Consider the following 16,711-nt stretch of genomic DNA (forward strand, 5'->3'; position numbering starts at 1 on the left):
GATCTATGGACCGTGCATTTCGCAAACTGACCCATGGGCTGATGCTTGTCGGCGGCTTGGGTATCATTCTGATGATGCTGAACATCACACTCGATGTCATTCTAAAGGTGTTTTGGAACGCCCCAATCCAAGGCACGGTCGAGATTTCGTCATATTATTATATGGTTGCGATCGTCATGCTGCCGATGGCCATGGTGGAATATGATGATGAGCAGATCAGTGTGGATCTGTTGTTTAACCATTTCCCTAGCTGGCTCAAGCGGACATGTCTGATGATCACATTCGTCGCCACGGCGGTGATGTTGTCGGTCATGACCTGGCGCACCGGGCTAGACGCCGTGCGCGCATTCAAGGTGGGCGAGGTTGTCATGGGCAGCCGCGAAATCATCGTCTGGCCCGCCCGCTGCATGTTGCCGCTGGGCTTTGGTCTGGCGGCTGTCGCGGCCGTCTTGCGGGCGGTCATGCTATTGCGCGGCCGCCCTGTCACGAAACTTCATGATTTGGATTCCGCAGCATGAGCATGTTGACCATCGGTTGGATCGGGGTCGCGAGCCTTTTCGGTCTGCTTGCCCTGCGCATGTCCATCGGCATCGCCCTGATGATCGTGTCGTTCATTGGCATTTCGGTCATGCTGAACACAACGGCGGCCTTTGGGATCGTCAGCGCGCTGCCCTTCAGCTTTATCGGGGACTGGTCCCTGACGGCGATCCCGATGTTTTTGCTGATGGGGTTTATTGCGGCGAATACGGGCCTGACCACGGGCGCGTTTGATCTGTTAAAGTTGCTGCTGGCCCGTGTGCCCGGCGGGCTTGCATCGGCCAGCGTCGGGGCCTGCGGGCTGTTCGCCGCGGCCTCTGGATCCAGCATCGCCACGACCGCCGCCATGTCGCGGATCGCTGTGCCGGAAATGCTGCGGGCAAAGTATCACCCATCGCTTGCGACGGGCGTGGTTGCCGCCTCTGGGACGCTGGGATCATTGATCCCGCCGTCGATCCTGATGGTGCTTTACGGTATTTTCACAGAGCAATCGATCGGCCAGTTGTTCATTGCTGGCGTCATCCCGGGCATCATTTCGGCCCTGATTTACATGGGGATGATCACGGTGCGCTGCACCTTGAACCCGGATCTTGCCCCGCGTAGCACGGATGCCTTCGACGCGTCCAAGTTCCTGCGCCTGCTGTGGTCGGTCTGGCCGTTCCCGGTGCTGATCATGGGCGTGCTTGGCGGCATCTTTGGCGGCTTTTTCACCCCGACCGAGGCGGGCGGGGTCGGCGCGACGCTGGCCATTATCATCGCACTTTTGCGCCGCAGCCTGACATGGGAGGCGATGCGCGACGCCATCCGGCAAACCGTCGTGGCGACGTCGTCGATCTTTTTTCTGTCCATCGGTGCCATCATGTTCACCCGCTTTATGGGGCTGTCGGGCGTGCCGCGCGCGCTGACGGACGCGATGCTGTCGGTGTCTGACAACAAGATTGTTATCATTCTGATGGTCGCCGGACTGTTCGTAATCCTTGGCATGGTGATCGATTCCATTGGCCTGATGCTGCTGACACTGCCAGTCCTGCTGCCGGTTTTGGAAGGCGCTGACATCAACCTGATCTGGTTCGGCATCATCACGATCAAACTGCTTGAAATTGGCCTTGTGACGCCGCCCGTTGGTCTGAACCTTTACGTCCTGCACTCTGCCCTGTCGGGCAAGGTCAAGCTGGGCGACATCATTTCCGGGACAACATGGTTCATCGCGATGGACATGCTGACCCTGATCCTGCTGATCGCATTCCCCGCGCTTAGCCTGTTCCTGCCATCCTTGATGGCGAACTGAACCACACAACCACTGCACGTTCCAAAGGGAGGAAACCTGTGAACATGACGTCCATTCTGAAATCCACGGTCGTCGCACTTGCGGCCATGACAACGACCATGACCACCGCCGCATCGGCCGAGAGCTATAACGCGAACCATTTCTTTGCCGAACGCCATTCGATGGTGCGCGGCCCCTACGTTGAGTTTGCGAAAAAGGTCGCAGAGGAAACCAACGGAGAGATTGATTTTACAGTCTTTTCAGCCGGCTCGCTGCTGCCGCCCGCATCGTCGCTGCAAGGCGTGCGTGACGGCGTCGCGCAGGTCACCTATCACGCGGGCACCTATACGCCGTCTGAATTGCCAATTGATAACCTGATTGGCAACATGGCGTTCTATAATACAGACCCGCTGGTCATGGCTTTTGCTTCGACTGAATTCGGCCTGACCAATGCTGAACAGCAGGCGGAATGGAAAGCGAACGGCGTTGTCTATGGCGGCGGTTATTCGACTTCTGAATATTTCATGCAGTGCAATACCCCGATCCGCACGTTGGAAGATATGCAAGGCAAGCGTTTGCGGATGGCTGGCGGCGCTTGGTCGCGTTTCGCTGAATTCGCCGGGGCGGTGCCTGTCTCTATTCCGTCAAGCGAGATGTATACCGGCCTTGATGCAGGGTCGCTTGATTGCGCCGTGGCTGCGGCCGATGCGCTGGACAGCTTTAGCCTGAAAGACGTCGTCACCGACATGAATACCCTTGCCATCGGCAATTACTATGCCGGGTTTGAATGGGGCTATAACGTGCCGTTCTGGCAATCCATCACACCTGAAAACCGCCGCGTGTTGTTCAACGAAATGGCCTATTATCTGGGCGAGCACCGCATCGCGTTCGACAAGGACGTCGAAGAGGCCGTCCAGTCCGCCAAGGACGGCGGCATGACGGTCGTTGACCCCGACGAGACGCTGACAAATGCACTGGCGGAATTCGTGGTCGCTGACGAAGCCACCTTGATTTCGACCGCCAAAGAGCGTGGCGTGGCAGACCCAGAGGCGATCTTGACCGCGTTCAAAGCGATCATCGATAAATGGGATGGACTGCTGGCGGATGTGGATACAACCGACGTTGACGCCCTTGCAGCGCTGGCCCGCAGCGAAATCTATGACAAGATCGACGAAACAACTTACGGCGTGAATTGATCGTTCATCGCCTTTGAGGTGACGCAAAAGGGGCGGCCATTGGGTCGCCCCAACCTTTTTGCGGCTCAGATCGCTGGCACCGCGATGGGGCACCGCGCCCCTTTTATCCGCTTTCACAAACGGTCTGGACGCACTAGGCATCCCCAACTTGGCTATTTTGGGGAACATCATGGCGCAAAAAGCCACCATCTATAAAGTTGAACTGTCCGTATCGGATATGGATCGACACTATTACGAAACCCATAAATTGACCGTAGCCAAGCATCCGTCCGAAACGGACGAACGGCTGATGGTGCGCATTCTTGCCTTCGCCCTGAATGCCCACGAACAATTAGAAATGACAAAAGGCCTGTCGACGGATGACGAGCCGGACATTTGGCAGAAAAGCCTAAGCGGCGAGCTAGAGCTATGGGTGGCGCTAGGCCTGCCGAGCGAGAAGGTCGTGCGTCAGTCCTGCGGCAAGGCGGATGCGGTCGTTATCTATTGCTATGGCGGGCGCACTGCAGAGGTCTGGTGGGACAAGATTAAGAATAGCACCACGCGATTTAACAACCTTCAGGTTGTCAATTTGTCCGAAAACGAGACGAGCGAATTGGCAAATCTGGCGGATCGGTCGATGAAATTGCAGGTCAATATTCAAGACGGTGAAGTTATGGTCAGCGTCGATGACCGCATCGTCTACGTTAACCCGGTCAAATGGAAATCTGCTGACCAGTAATACGAATTATCTAAACCGCTGACATATGCGCGGGCTTGACGGGTGGATTACCGCCCGGCAGCCCCGCCTGTCACGCGCTGCGTCAGATAGGTTTCCAGCCGGATCATGGCGTCATAGATCAGCACGGCGAACAGTCCGACAATCAGGCCGCCTTGCAGGACATAGGCGGTGTTGTTGGTCAGCAGGCCGGCGATAATTACCTCTCCCAGCGTTTTGGCCGCGACAGTGGACCCGATGGTTGCGGTGCCAAGGGCGATCACGACGGACAGGCGGATGCCGGTCAGGATGACGGGCAGGGCAAGCGGAAGCTCTACCCGGTTTAGCCGCTGCCAGCCGTTCAGGCCGATGCCGCGCGCGGCCTCCATCGTGGCGGGGGGCAGGGTGGTCAGGCCAGTAATCGCGTTTTCGAAAATCGGCAGCAGGCCATACAGAAACAAAGCAACCAGTGTTGGGCCAGACCCAAAGCCAAGCGCAGGCACCGCAAGCGCCAGAACGGCGACCGGGGGAAAGGTCTGCCCAATATTCGTGATCGTGCGCGACAGCGGCAGGAATGCCGCCCCGGCGGGCCGCGTCACCAAGATCGCCAGCGTTACCGCCACGGCTGTCGCCGCGGTAGAGGCCAGCACAACCAGCCCAAGGTGGTTGAGAGAGAGGGACAGCAGCGAGGCGCGCTCATAAATCACCGGACCGCCCGTGGGGGCAAAGGGTGCAAAGGCCCAAGCGAACCAGCTCGGCCGCACAACAAGGGCGATCAGCAACGCTGTCAGCGCGATGCGGCGCAGGCCTCCGCCGCTCATGCCGTGGCCTGCGCTTGCGCACGGATCGCGGGCAGGGTGACGCGCCCAATGATCGCGTCGCCGCGCGTGACGGGCAGGGCGTCTCGTCCGCTCCATAGGCAGGCAGAGAGGGCGTCGCGCAGGCTTGCCTCTGCCGCGATGGGGGTGCCGGTGGCGGGGCCGTCTTCAACGATATCCGCGACCGCGATCAGCGATAGCAGCCGCAGGGGGCGATCAACACCGCCGACCATATCGGCAACAAAGGCAGTCGCGGGGTTCTGGATAATCTCGGCCGGGGTGCCGTGTTGCACCAGTTGCCCGCCATCCATGACTGCGACGCGGTCGCCCAGATGAATCGCTTCTTCCATGTCGTGCGTGACCAGCATGATGGTCGAGCCAAGGGTGCGCTGGATGCGCCGCAGATCGGTTTGCGCCCGCGCGCGAATGATGGGGTCAAGCGCACCAAAGGGTTCGTCCATCAACAACAGATCGGGCCGCGATGCCAAGGCGCGGGCGACCCCGACGCGCTGCTGCTGCCCGCCCGATAGCTCTGCCGGATAGCGGTCGCGGAATTGCGCCGGGTCCATTGAAAACAGGTCCAGCAGTTCGTCCACGCGGGCGCGGGTTTTCTCTTTGGACCAGCCCAAAAGCTGCGGCACGGCCCCGATGTTGCGCCCCACGGTGTGATGCGGAAACAGCCCGTGCCCTTGAATGGCATAGCCGATCCGCCGCCGCAGAATATGGCCGGGCATGGATGTCGTCACCACGCCGTTGATCCGCACCTCGCCAGAGGTGGGCTCCTCTAGCCGGTTGATCATGCGCAGAAGTGTCGTTTTGCCAGAGCCAGAGGTGCCGACGATGACGGTGATCGTGCCGGTTTCCACCGTCATCGACACCGCATCGACAGCGGCCTTGCCGTCATACACCTTCGATATCTGGTCAATTTCGATCATGGCGCGCTTTCTGAAACGTGGCGAGTGTGCGGCTGGGTCAGGGCGACAAGGATGTCCATCAAGACGCCCGCGACAAGGGCAAGGGCCACCGTCGGCAGCGCGCCCAGCAGGATCAGATCGATCGCAGTTTGGTTCAGCCCCTGAAAAACAAATGCGCCAAAGCCGCCGCCGCCGATCAGCCCGGCAATCACAGCAAGCCCGATGTTCTGCACCAGAACGATGCGCAATCCGGCAAGGATGATTGGTAGGCCCAGCGGCAATTCGACCTTGGCTAAGCGTTGGATAAACGTCATGCCCATCCCGCGCGCGGCCTCTTGCGCGGCGGGGGGCGTGCTGCCGAGCCCGGCAGCGGTATTGGCGACAACGGGCAAAAGGGAATACAGGACCAGCGCGATAAAGGCGGGGGCAAAGCCGATACCGGCGATGCCGATCGCCTGCGCGCCAGGGATGGTGTCACCGACCCAGCCCAGAAGCGGGATCATGATGCCGAACATCGCCAGCGACGGGATCGTCTGCAAAAAGCTAAGGGCCGGCAACAGCGTGTCCTGCAGGCGCGGCTTGCGATAGCAGGCGATCCCCAGTGGCAAACCGATGATGGCAGCCAACAGCAGCGATCCAAGCGAAAGCCACAGATGCCGCGACAAGGCGTCAAAGAACGCAGGTTTCCGGCTGGAAAATTCCTGCATGATCGACAACTGAGACAGCAGCCCTGATGTTAAAAGCGCAGCGAGAAGGCCGAGTATGACGCCCAAAATGCCTAGCCGCGCCCATGGCCCCGGCGATAGGTTGGTCAGCCCGTCGGCCAGCAGCAGCGCCAATACCACCACCAAGCACCAGAACCCCGCAGCAGGAGAGACGCGTGCATATTCCCCGGCGCCGTCCAGCAAGGTCGTACTGCCAAGGGTCAGCAGCCAGATCAGCGCCCCCAAACCAAGCGCGGCACCGATGACGCGCAGGGTGGGCCATGCGCCCAGCACACCCATCGCCAATCCTGCCGCCAGCACGCCCAGTGCAAGCACCGACGGGCCGGGGGCCGCAAGTTGCCATGCGCGAAATCCATCGCCCGCCACGATGCGGTTCGCGGCAAGCGTCATATAGGGTGCGGTCAGGGCCGCGCACCCGAGGATGAAAAACAACAGGCCCGGCGCTGAAAGCACCGGGCCTGCCAAGCCGTATGACCGCTGGGCAGAGATTACTGCAGGACTCCGATTTGCGTCAGGTAATCCCGCGCGACGGCCTCTGCTGGTTCTCCTCCGACTTGGATGCGGCCGTTCAGCTTTTGCAGGGTTGCCATGTCTAGGCCCGCAAAGATCGGATTCAGAACCTCTGGGATGCTGGGATATTCGGCCAGCACTTCGCCGCGGATCACGGGCGCTGGTTCATAAACCGGCTGCACGCCCTTATCGTCGGCCATCACGACCAGACCCGTCGCGCCAACACCGCCATCGGTGCCATAAGCCATCGCTGCGTTCACGCCCGATGTGCCGCGCGCTGCCGCCTGAATGGTGGCCGCCGTATCGCCGCCCGACAGCACGACCGTCTGATCCGGCGAAAGGGTAAAGCCATAGGTGTCCTGCATCGCAGGCAACACAGCAGGAGAGGACACAAACTCTGTCGAGGCGGCCAGCTTGATGTCACCGCCGCCTGCAACCCAAGCGCCGAAGTCGGACATGGTCACAAGGCTGTTTTCCTCGGCGACAGGACCAGTCACTGCGATGGCCCATGTGTTGTTCGCTGGCGCGGATTGCAGCCAGACCAGACCGTTGGCATCCAAATCAAGCTCTGCCGCGCGGGCATAGCCAGCTGCGGCATCTTTCCAGATTTCGCTGTCAGCTTCGTTAAAGAAGTATGCCGCGTTGCCGGTATATTCGGGATAAAGGTCGATTTGGCCTGCCAGCAGCGCTTCGCGCACGACCTGTGTCCCGCCTAGTTGCAGACGCCGTTCAACCGGCAGACCCGCGTCTTCCAGCGCGAGGGCGATCATATTTCCCAGCAAGCCGCCTTCGGTATCGATCTTAGAGGACACCACGACGTCGGCCTGCGCGGCTGATGTCAGTGCGGCAGTCAGCCCCAACGAGGCAAGAATGAGTTTAGAAGCCATGTTCACGGTGTCCCTGATTACCTGTGTCTGCATCACACAATGCAGCCATTCGACGCTAAAATCTAGCGTGGGGGGACCTTTTGCCAAGTGAAAATCTTGGGAATACCCAGGCGGGCTGTGCCACGGCGAAAGAAAAGCAATCGAGCGATCCGCTATCGCCCCGCATAGGCAGCGCATCAAGTTGCGCTGCCTTATGGCCGTGATTTAATTTTTCGCCCGATCATTTAGACGGGAATGACGACCTTCTGGTCCTGCGCAGGCGCATCAAGCGGAAGGTGGTTATCCATAAGAACCAATATGTTTTCCGCACCGATGATGTTGCTTTGGGTCTTATATCCAATGACGTCTTCGACCGGTCTATCCAGATTGCGCGCCATCAGCAGCGTTTCCTCGGACGAGAAGTTGGTCAGGCCGCGGGCGACCTCTTCGCCGTCTTCGCTATAGACGTGCAGCACGTCGCCTTTTAGGAAGTCGCCCTGCAGCGAAATCACATCGGCCCGGCTAATGCCGCGATCCTTTTTCGCCAGATCGGCGGCCAATGCATTGGACACGACCAGCGTTCCGGATACCTGCAGCCGGTTGCTGAGCCAGACTTTCAACGGAGACGCGGTTTCGCCTGTGACCAAGCAGCGGGTAAAGCGCCGTTCTTTGTTCAGCACTGATGACACGGGGCGTTCAATGATGCCTTCGGCGATAATCGTTTCGACACCTGCGTTCTGGGCCATGTTCGCGGCCTGCATCTTGGTCAACATGCCGCCGCTGCCCAAGGCGCTGATGCCTGTTGTGGATTCCAGATGCTCGCTGACGTCTTCGATTTCAGAGATGAATGTCGCATCCGGGTCGGACGGGTCGCGGTCATACAGACCCTCGACGCTGGTCAGGATGATCAAAAGATCCGCCTCGATCATCTGGGCGACTTTGGCCGAAAGACGGTCGTTGTCACCTACGCGCAGGTCGCGGGTTGCGACGGAATCGTTCTCGTTGATGATCGGCAAAATGTCGTTTTCGAACAATCTGAACATCGTGTTCTTGATGTTCAAAAAGCGGCGACGTTCTTCCATATCTTCGACCGTGACCAGCATCTGCGCCACGTCCAAATCGAACTCTGACGCGACCTGGCGGTAGGCGTTCATCAGCAGGGGTTGGCCGCAGGCGGCAGCGGCCTGTTTGTCCAAAATGCCGGCATCCTCGGGCCGCTTTCCGATCATATTCAGACCCAGCGCGACAGAGCCGGACGAGGTCAAAACAATGTCGTGACCTTCGCGTTGAAGGTGGGCTAGATCGCTCATCAGCCCATTCATAAATGCATAGCGCAAGGTCAGGTTGTCACTGTTTGCAAGCAGGCTGGACCCGATTTTTACGACGATCTTTTGTTTCTTCGACATAGTAAGTCTCCGATATATATTTGAATTAATAGGGAAAAACCTTGGCCGTTTGCGTATCTGGACGCACCCTTGTAGCCAGCCCCTAATCATTGTTAGGGGTCCTATAACATGCACCCACTGCATAAGTGCAACCATGTCGCTGCATTGCAGCATTCATTCCGGCGCCTTTTGGCCGCCGGGCGACGTGATCAAAGGGGCGCAATCCGGTGCCGGGCTCAGTGCAGGCGCGCTGCGCCAGATGCAAGGGTCACCGAGAACAGAAAGGACAAAAGCGATGAACATACTTTTGATAGGCTGCGGCAAGATGGGCGGCGCGATGTTGCGCCAGTGGATCAAGCAGGACGCAAACCAATTTACGGTCGCTGATCCGGGGGCAACAGACCTGCCGGACGGCGTGACCCATGTCACAAAAACGACAGATCTACCGTCCGCCGCATTCGATGTCATCGTGATCGCAATCAAGCCGCAGATGATCGCCGATTTGCTGCCGGGTTATGCCCACGCCCTGAAACCCGGTGGCTGCTTTGTGTCGATCGCGGCGGGTTTCAGCGTTGGCGCACTGACGGATATCGTCGGCCAAGCTGCGATCATTCGCGTGATGCCAAATCTTGCGGCGATGGTCGGGATGGGCGTGTCGGGGCTCTACGCGAACGATGCCTGCACACCGCAGCAGATCACCGATGTCACCGCGTTCATCGCCGAGACAGGGCGCTGCGTTCCGCTAAAAAGCGAGGACGAGATTGACCGCCTGACCGCCATCAGCGGCAGCGGCCCGGGTTATGTATTCGAGGTGATGCGCACCTATGTGGCCGCCGCTGAAGAGCTGGGGTTTGACCACGACACGGCGCGTGCGCTGGTGTTCGATACGATCACGGGCACGGTCGAGGCCGCGCGCCAGTCAGACGCTTCGCTTGAAGAATTGCGCAATTCCGTGACCAGCAAGAACGGCACGACAGAGGCCGGATTGAACGCGCTGATGCGCGACGGACAATTGGACGCGCTGTTTCGTGACACCGTGCAGGCCGCATATCGCCGGGCCACAGAATTGAAATAAGCGCGGCGCTTTTGGCGCTGCGAAAGGAGAGACATATGAATGACCTAAGCACCGATACAGCCGGTATGGACGTGGCCGCCGTTGTTGCAGACCTTGGCCAGCGCGCGAAAGCCGCAGCGCAAGAGCTTGCTTTGGCCACGGCAGACCAGCGCAATTTGGCGCTACGCGAGGCGGCGAAGGCGCTGCGTGCGCGCACGGATGACATTCTGACCGCGAATGCGGCCGATCTGGACAGCATCAGCGGCAAGGATGCGGCATTCATTGATCGCCTAACCCTGACCCAAGACCGCGTGGCGGCGATGGCGGATGCCGTCGATGCTATTGCGGCGCAGTCCGACCCGCTGGGCCGCACCCTTGCGACGTTTGACCGGCCCAATGGCCTAAAGATTGACCGCGTCAGCGTGCCCATTGGCGTGATCGCGATGATCTATGAATCGCGCCCGAATGTCGGGTCGGACGCAGGCGCGCTTTGCGTGAAATCAGGCAATGCGGTGATTTTGCGGGGCGGTTCAGAAAGCCTTCATTCCTCGCGGGTTATTGTGGCCTGTCTGGCGCAGGGCCTTTTGGCTGCGGGCCTGCCCGAGGATGCCGTGCAACTGGTGGATACCCGCGACCGCGAGGCGGTAAAGCTTTTGCTGCACAGCACGGATACAGTCGATCTGGTGATCCCGCGCGGTGGGCGCGGGCTCGTGTCCCTGGTGCAGAAAGAGGCGCGCGTGCCGACGTTGCTGCATCTGGATGGCAATAATCACAGCTATATCCACCAAGACGCCGATATCGCGAAAGCCGTGGGCATTGTGCAAAACGCCAAGATGCGGCGCACTGGGATTTGCGGTGCGACCGAATGTGTCGTCATCGACCGCCAGATCGCAGATCAGGTCTTGCCGCTGCTGCGCGATGCACTTGGCGACTGCGAATTGCGTGGCGACGATGCGGCGCAAAAGATCCTGCCCGGCATAATCCCTGCAACGGACGCCGATTGGGACACCGAATATCTGAGCAACATTATTTCTGTGAAGGTTGTCGACGACTTGGCTGAGGCGATTGCGTTCGTTCAGGCCCACTCGTCTGGCCACACTGATGCGATTGTGACGGAAAACCATGACGCCGCGAAGCGGTTCATGACGGCGATTGATTCAGCCGTCGTGATGCACAATGCGTCAACGCAGTTCGCCGACGGAGGTGAGTTTGGCATGGGCGCAGAAATTGGCATCGCGACTGGTAAAATGCACGCGCGCGGCCCGGTGGGGGCCGAACAACTGACCAGCTTCAAGTATTTCGTCTTCGGTGACGGGCAGCAGCGGCCATAACTCTCGCAACCGCTGGAGCAATAGACAGGCGGCGCGAGCGGTCACGGGCTGACGTCGATTTAAGTTAGGGTGGCCCGGCCGCGATGCCGAGCCGCCCCATATGCGCGTTCCAACGCAGCTTTCGGTCGAAAGCTGGCTGATCTTTCCAGCGCAGACTAAGCAACGGTTTCGCGGATGTCTGAACCCGCGGATACATACCAGCAAAGCGATCGTTGCCTGCGGCGGTGTTTGCCATGCAGTGATCAGATCATTCATGCTTCACTAAGATATAGGAGGAGCTGGCTGGCGTGTTCGGATCCCGTCTAGCTGGAAGATGCGGGTTAGCTTCACTCTTTCTCGCGGCAGCGGAAGCCACCGACTTCCTGATTACCTTTGACAGCCGGGGGGGTGGTTTCAGGGAATGCCCGTCCCTCGTCACGGCCTAGATGGGACACTGGAACGTTGGCGTACTTGCTAACGAACAGCCCGATGGAATGCAGGCCTGATTTGTAGCCCCCAGGACGCAACGCCACGGCCCGCTTCCTAAGGTAGATTTTGGCAAGATCCCCAACCTTTGCAGAGGTTCGTTTGGTTCCGCTGAAACGCCTAAGCCCAGAGGGTTCCAGAGCAGCCCGTAGGCGAGCAACGGTTTGCTTGTTAACGCCATCTCAGTTCTCACAAAGTCCCTGAGCAGGCAGCCCTCTCAAGCGCACACGTCTTCGCCAGATCAGAACGCCTACATCGCGCGATATGGGCCGCACCGTTAGGCGCAAGTGGCCCGACCAATACATGATCAACAGCATTTAGTCGTGGCTCGTCAGGGACGTCTAGAGTGGCATCTTCATCGTTATTTAAGATGTCCAAAGTACGCAAAATATTGAATGTATAGCCAGGTGAAAATGTCTATGTACACACCGCGTAAGATGACATTGATGTCGTTACTGTCCGTGATCATATTTCTGGCGGTCGTCGGTTCTGGTGTCGTGATGTTTTCGTCAGAACTGGACCGCCGCGTCGTGGATGACAGCACGCAACTGGTGTCACGCTATTTGAATAGCCAGCGCGAAATGCTGAGCGCGTTATCCGACGATTACAATAATTGGGATGTCGCTTACGATAATATTCGTGACGGCGATATGGACTCCTTCTATGAAAATTACGCCTCGGGGGCCGAAGGCGGGGATGTTTTCACTGAATTGCATATCCTGAATGCGTTCAACCACCGATCGACCTCCTGGACACAAGGATCCGCTGATGTCCCGGTTTATGACGATAGCTATACTGCGGGGCTGGCACGCACAGTTCGGACCATGATGGCAGGGCGTCCCATTATGCCGCAGACTTCTTTTCAGTTTTATACATTTGATGAGGGTGGGTTTAAGCTTCACGCGGCGTCATATGTCATGCCGACTGACCCGATACGCCTGCGCACGTTGACCACCACAGATGCGTCCGTCGCGATCATGACGCGGGTTATTGATCAGGACGCGCTGACCAAGATGGGAAGAGACCTGCTACTGACGCAAGTCACCCTGAGCGCCGCGCCGATCGCTGACAGGTCTTATTTTGCGGTCCTTGGGCCCGATGGTGCCGTGGTTGCCTATGTGAACTGGATAAGCGCCCAGCCGGGCTCGGAACTTGTGCGGTGGATGCTGCCTTGGCTCCTGCTGGTCAGCTTGGTCTTTGTGGCCGTGTCTTCGGCCATCGCGATCGTTGCCCATCGCAACGCTACAATGCTTTTAGCTAGGGAAGAATCTGCCAATAGGGCTGCGCGAACGGACTCTTTAACAGGCATCGCCAACCGAATGGCCTTCAACGAAGGGCTCAAGAATCAATCTACCGCGCTCCGTAATTCTGTTGCGCTGATCTACCTTGACCTGAATAATTTCAAAAAAATCAATGATACCTTCGGCCACGAAGTCGGCGACGCGGTTGTCATAGGCGTATCGGCACGACTGTCCGAGCTGTCTAAAAACAACACTCTTGTGGCGCGAATGGGTGGGGATGAATTCTCGGTCGTCATTACGAACTGCGCCGACGCTAAAGCAGAAGCCTCTGCGGTTCTGTTGCAAATAGAGGCGCTGTTGGAGCAGCCGCTTATCATCAATCAAAACAGTTTTAATCTATCGGCAGCCATTGGCGTTGCCATCAACGACAACATTGTCCAAGAGCCGTCAGAAATGCTGCGTCGCGCTGATGTCGCGATGTATCACGCCAAACGATCCAGCGATCAATCAGCGCAGTTCTATGATGACGGGATAGATCAGACAGCGAAAGAGGATTTCCTGATCGAGCGCGCGCTTCGCGCTTCGATTGAGATGCCTGACGAGTTGGACATCCTGTTCCAGCCTATGGTGAGTGCGCGGACCGGTCAGTTCGTCAAAGCAGAGGCTCTTGCCAGGTGGCATTCAAAAACCATTGGTCATGTTTCACCAGAGATATTCATCACGATTGCTGAACGGTCGGGCTTAATAGGAGAATTAGGGCAAATCTTGTTCGAAAAAATATGTAGCCGTATTGTTGAATATCCAGATCTGCATGTGAGCGTAAACGTTTCTCCTATCCAGCTGCAGGATGATGCATATCTATTAGATATGAACCGCATTGTTGCAAAATACGATATAGCCCCGTCCCGGATCGAATTTGAATTAACCGAAGGCATTATCGTCGAGAACCGACAGCTTGCCGCAGTTCGACTGAAGCTGATGCACGATATGGGTTTCAAGACTTCGCTGGATGACTTCGGTACCGGATTTTCATCGATCGGGTATCTGCGGCATATGCCATTCGACACCTTGAAAATAGACCGTAGTTTCCTTTTGGAAGGGGCTTCCGAGCCCAAATGCCTTCAACTTATAAAGAGCATGATCATTGTGGGGCAAAGTATGGGGCAAAGCGTCGTTTGCGAAGGAATCGAGACCGAAGCACAGGCGAAGCTGGTGAAATCATTCGGGTGCGATTTATTTCAAGGATATTTGTTCGATAAACCGATTCCTATTGAGGTGCTTGCTCAAAAGTACTTGAAAAACTACTCGCATAAGGTTGCTTAACGGTTAGCCGCAAGCGCAACTAAGAGAACCGCACAGTGTGCCCTGCAACAGCGGCGCCATGGATATTCCCCCTCAGCACGGCCCCGGTCCCGGTCTAGCCCAATTCAGTCGCAACGGTGAATGTGGAACAGTATGACGGCTGTGATGGTAGAGGCTCTGGCTGTCTCTCGCACGACCCAAAAGCGCCCCCACCCAGCCCGTGAAGCCCAGACGACGCAGTCATGCAACGGCCTCACCAACATCCGAGGCCCGCTCTCCAACGCCTGATTAATGTCGTTGCGGGAACCGCCCGGCAAAAATAAAAATGGGGCAGCATGAACCCCCAGCAGCCGAAGCCATCAAGGAGTTTGTCACCGCGGCATCTTCCGTTTCATTGCTTAGTCTGCCAGCCAACCCCAGTAATCATTGGCATGCGCAAACCCCTGATTTAGGCAGCAACCGCAAACTCGAATACCGAAAAAACCTACACTTTGTTAGGCTCCACTTGACCTGCTGACGAACCACACGGAGGTGGCCCTTGCGAGGGCTGCCAACCTTCTTGAGGTCACGCCTACCGACGAGAACGGCTGCATGGTCACGGATACGGAGCGCGCCCCGTAAGATCATGTTCAACGGACGGCAGGTCGCGGCTTACCGCTTCGTGTACTGTGTGCTGACCGGATCGGTGCTGACCGAGGATCAGGTCGTGCGGCATCGGTGCCATAATCGGCGCTGTGTGAACCCCGAGCATCTGATTGAGGGGACCCGGGCAGACAACAAGCGCGACGACTATGATCACTGGGCCAACGGGACTGATTACCGCCACCTGTAGCGTGTGGCGCAGGCCGTCCGGGCGACCTCAGAAGGCACCCACGACACCCGCAGGACCAGAGGCATTATCCGGGGCACTTTGTGCACTCTGTCGGCCCGTGGGCCTAAGTAATCAAGTGGAGGGAGGAGCTGGCTGGGGTGGTAGGATTCGAACCTACGGTACACGCTACCAAAAAGCGTTGCCTTACCGCTTGGCTACACCCCATCAGCAAGGCGGTGGATACGATAAGCTTCGGGGGGCTTCAAGCCCCAGATCGCACTTTTTTCGCACTATTCTGACTGACCGCCATCCCGAAGAAGATCGGGGCTGTCGTCGCTATGCCTTTCGGTTGCAATCATGGCTTCTAGGGCGGTTTCATGGCTCGAATCGACGACGGTTTCGGTGTCATTCTCGGGTGCGGGGTGTCCGCAGTGGGGGGCGGATTTGGTGATGGCGATGGCTTGTGTGTTGTCGGGAATGGTGATTCCCGCCGCCTCGAGTGCGCGCTTTACCTTGCGGATGGCTTCGCCCTGCGCCAGCGTCAGTGATGCGCTGCGTTGGTCGATCCAGCCGGTGGCCTGCATGGCGATCCCGCCTGCCTCTAGCGCGGTGATCCAGACCTGCGCCGCGGGGGCGTTCAGCACGAAGGGCAGGTCTTGGATTGTCGCTTCGATTAGGGCGCGGGCGGCGGACAGGTCGCTATCGCGGGACACGTCAATTCGGAATTGAAACCGCCGTTCCGCGTTGCGGGTGTAGTTGATCAGGCGGTTAGAAAAGACCGTCGCGTTGGGAATGTGGATGTGATTACCATCGTTTGACAAAAGGATTGTGGCACGGCTGGTCAGGCGGATGACCTTGCCTTGGTCGCCGTTAATCTCGATCAAATCATTAGGCTGAAACGGCTGGCGGATCGACAGCATGATCGAGGCGATGAAGTTTTCGACCGTGTCCTTGACCGCAAAACCAAGCGCGAGGCCGACGATACCAGCGGCACCAAGGATCGTGCCCAGCAGAGCGGTCGCGCTCAGGATATCCAGCGCGATGACCAGCGCGAGCACAACAAAGCCAAGGCGCACGATTTGGCGAAAAATCTCGGCGATAAAGGGATTGGGGGCCAGCCTGTTCCACGGCTGGGGGCGCCGGGCGATCCAGAACCCGCCCCAGACGATCAGGGCAAAGACGACGGTGGCCACGGCGAGCAGCGGCAGGAACGCGATGGTCTGCGCAATCCGGGTCTGAAAGCGGTCCAGCACGGGGTTCAGCCGTGCGCCCACGTCAGAGGTTTCGGCGACATTGTTGCGGGTCGCGACGACGCCCGCCACGCGGTTCGCCAGATCATCAAGGCGCGCGGCATCGCTGGCGTTTGTCACCGTGCCGTCGAAGGTCACGACACCCTCTTGTACCGCGACGCTGACGGCATCGTAGCCGCCCAGCACGCCTAGGATATCCTGCAAGCGGGCCGCAATCGCGCCGTCTTGCTGCGTCGTGGCGACAGTGTCGATCGTGGTGGTGGGGTCCTGCGCTGCCACGGGGGCGGCCAGACAGGACAGAACGGCAATCAGCAGCAGGTATCGCATGGGCAGCCCCTAAGGTTT

General features: G+C 58.4%; 14 protein-coding genes and 1 tRNA gene. 8 read left to right on the top strand and 7 right to left on the bottom strand.

The window, feature by feature from the left end:
• The first annotated feature begins 5 nt into the window (after positions 1 to 5).
• From BM131_RS14750 to BM131_RS14765, 4 genes are all read left to right on the top strand, one after another.
• Positions 6 to 518 (top strand): TRAP transporter small permease subunit, encoded by a 513-nt coding sequence (locus tag BM131_RS14750; protein WP_090190715.1) that lies wholly within the window; start codon positions 6 to 8, stop codon positions 516 to 518.
• Positions 515 to 1,825, top strand: coding sequence for a TRAP transporter large permease (locus BM131_RS14755; RefSeq protein ID WP_090190717.1), 1,311 nt, complete (start codon positions 515 to 517; stop codon positions 1,823 to 1,825). Before BM131_RS14750 ends, BM131_RS14755 begins: the two co-directional genes overlap by 4 nt.
• A gap of 44 nt (positions 1,826 to 1,869) precedes the next feature.
• Positions 1,870 to 3,000, top strand: coding sequence for a C4-dicarboxylate TRAP transporter substrate-binding protein (locus BM131_RS14760; protein WP_245754264.1), 1,131 nt, complete (start codon positions 1,870 to 1,872; stop codon positions 2,998 to 3,000).
• 169 nt (positions 3,001 to 3,169) lie between these two features.
• Positions 3,170 to 3,718 (top strand): YaeQ family protein, encoded by a 549-nt coding sequence (locus tag BM131_RS14765; protein ID WP_090190772.1) that lies wholly within the window; start codon positions 3,170 to 3,172, stop codon positions 3,716 to 3,718.
• Positions 3,719 to 3,765: 47 nt separating this feature from the next.
• Here BM131_RS14765 and BM131_RS14770 read toward each other — a convergent pair whose 3' ends face one another.
• The 5 genes from BM131_RS14770 to proB all read right to left on the bottom strand — a co-directional run bounded on the left by BM131_RS14770 (position 3,766) and on the right by proB (position 8,933).
• Positions 3,766 to 4,515 (bottom strand): ABC transporter permease, encoded by a 750-nt coding sequence (locus BM131_RS14770; RefSeq protein ID WP_090190721.1) that lies wholly within the window; start codon positions 4,513 to 4,515, stop codon positions 3,766 to 3,768.
• Entirely contained in the window at positions 4,512 to 5,447 is a 936-nt protein-coding gene (locus tag BM131_RS14775) for an ABC transporter ATP-binding protein (RefSeq protein ID WP_090190723.1), read from the bottom strand. The genes BM131_RS14770 and BM131_RS14775 overlap by 4 nt, the downstream gene beginning before the upstream one ends.
• Complete coding sequence (locus BM131_RS14780) at positions 5,444 to 6,583, bottom strand: ABC transporter permease (protein WP_245754263.1); 1,140 nt, start codon at positions 6,581 to 6,583, stop codon at positions 5,444 to 5,446. The genes BM131_RS14775 and BM131_RS14780 overlap by 4 nt, the downstream gene beginning before the upstream one ends.
• Positions 6,584 to 6,639: 56 nt before the next feature.
• Entirely contained in the window at positions 6,640 to 7,548 is a 909-nt protein-coding gene (gene osmF / locus BM131_RS14785; RefSeq protein WP_090190775.1) for a glycine betaine ABC transporter substrate-binding protein OsmF, read from the bottom strand.
• A gap of 224 nt (positions 7,549 to 7,772) precedes the next feature.
• On the bottom strand, positions 7,773 to 8,933 hold the full coding sequence (gene proB / locus BM131_RS14790) for a glutamate 5-kinase (RefSeq protein ID WP_090190724.1): 1,161 nt from the start codon (positions 8,931 to 8,933) through the stop codon (positions 7,773 to 7,775).
• A gap of 274 nt (positions 8,934 to 9,207) precedes the next feature.
• Here proB and BM131_RS14795 point away from each other — a divergent pair, with 274 nt between their 5' ends.
• The 4 genes from BM131_RS14795 (at position 9,208) to BM131_RS14810 (ending at position 15,137) form a co-directional block, all read left to right on the top strand.
• Entirely contained in the window at positions 9,208 to 9,987 is a 780-nt protein-coding gene (locus BM131_RS14795) for a pyrroline-5-carboxylate reductase family protein (protein WP_090190777.1), read from the top strand.
• 35 nt (positions 9,988 to 10,022) lie between these two features.
• Positions 10,023 to 11,297, top strand: a complete 1,275-nt coding sequence (locus BM131_RS14800; protein ID WP_090190725.1) for a glutamate-5-semialdehyde dehydrogenase — start codon at positions 10,023 to 10,025, stop codon at positions 11,295 to 11,297.
• Positions 11,298 to 12,208: 911 nt separating this feature from the next.
• On the top strand, positions 12,209 to 14,326 hold the full coding sequence (locus tag BM131_RS14805) for a bifunctional diguanylate cyclase/phosphodiesterase (RefSeq protein ID WP_175499363.1): 2,118 nt from the start codon (positions 12,209 to 12,211) through the stop codon (positions 14,324 to 14,326).
• Positions 14,327 to 14,930: 604 nt separating this feature from the next.
• Entirely contained in the window at positions 14,931 to 15,137 is a 207-nt protein-coding gene (locus BM131_RS14810; RefSeq protein WP_090190728.1) for an HNH endonuclease, read from the top strand.
• A gap of 129 nt (positions 15,138 to 15,266) precedes the next feature.
• Here BM131_RS14810 and BM131_RS14815 read toward each other — a convergent pair.
• Positions 15,267 to 15,341: transfer RNA gene (locus BM131_RS14815), tRNA-Gln, on the bottom strand.
• Positions 15,342 to 15,406: 65 nt separating this feature from the next.
• The gene (locus tag BM131_RS14820; protein WP_090190730.1) at positions 15,407 to 16,693 is read right to left on the bottom strand and encodes a mechanosensitive ion channel family protein; all 1,287 of its coding nucleotides are present in this window, start codon (positions 16,691 to 16,693) and stop codon (positions 15,407 to 15,409) included.
• Positions 16,694 to 16,711: the final 18 nt, after the last annotated feature.

It is taken from the genome of Loktanella salsilacus (genome assembly GCF_900114485.1).
Taxonomy (GTDB): Bacteria; Pseudomonadota; Alphaproteobacteria; order Rhodobacterales; family Rhodobacteraceae; genus Loktanella; species Loktanella salsilacus.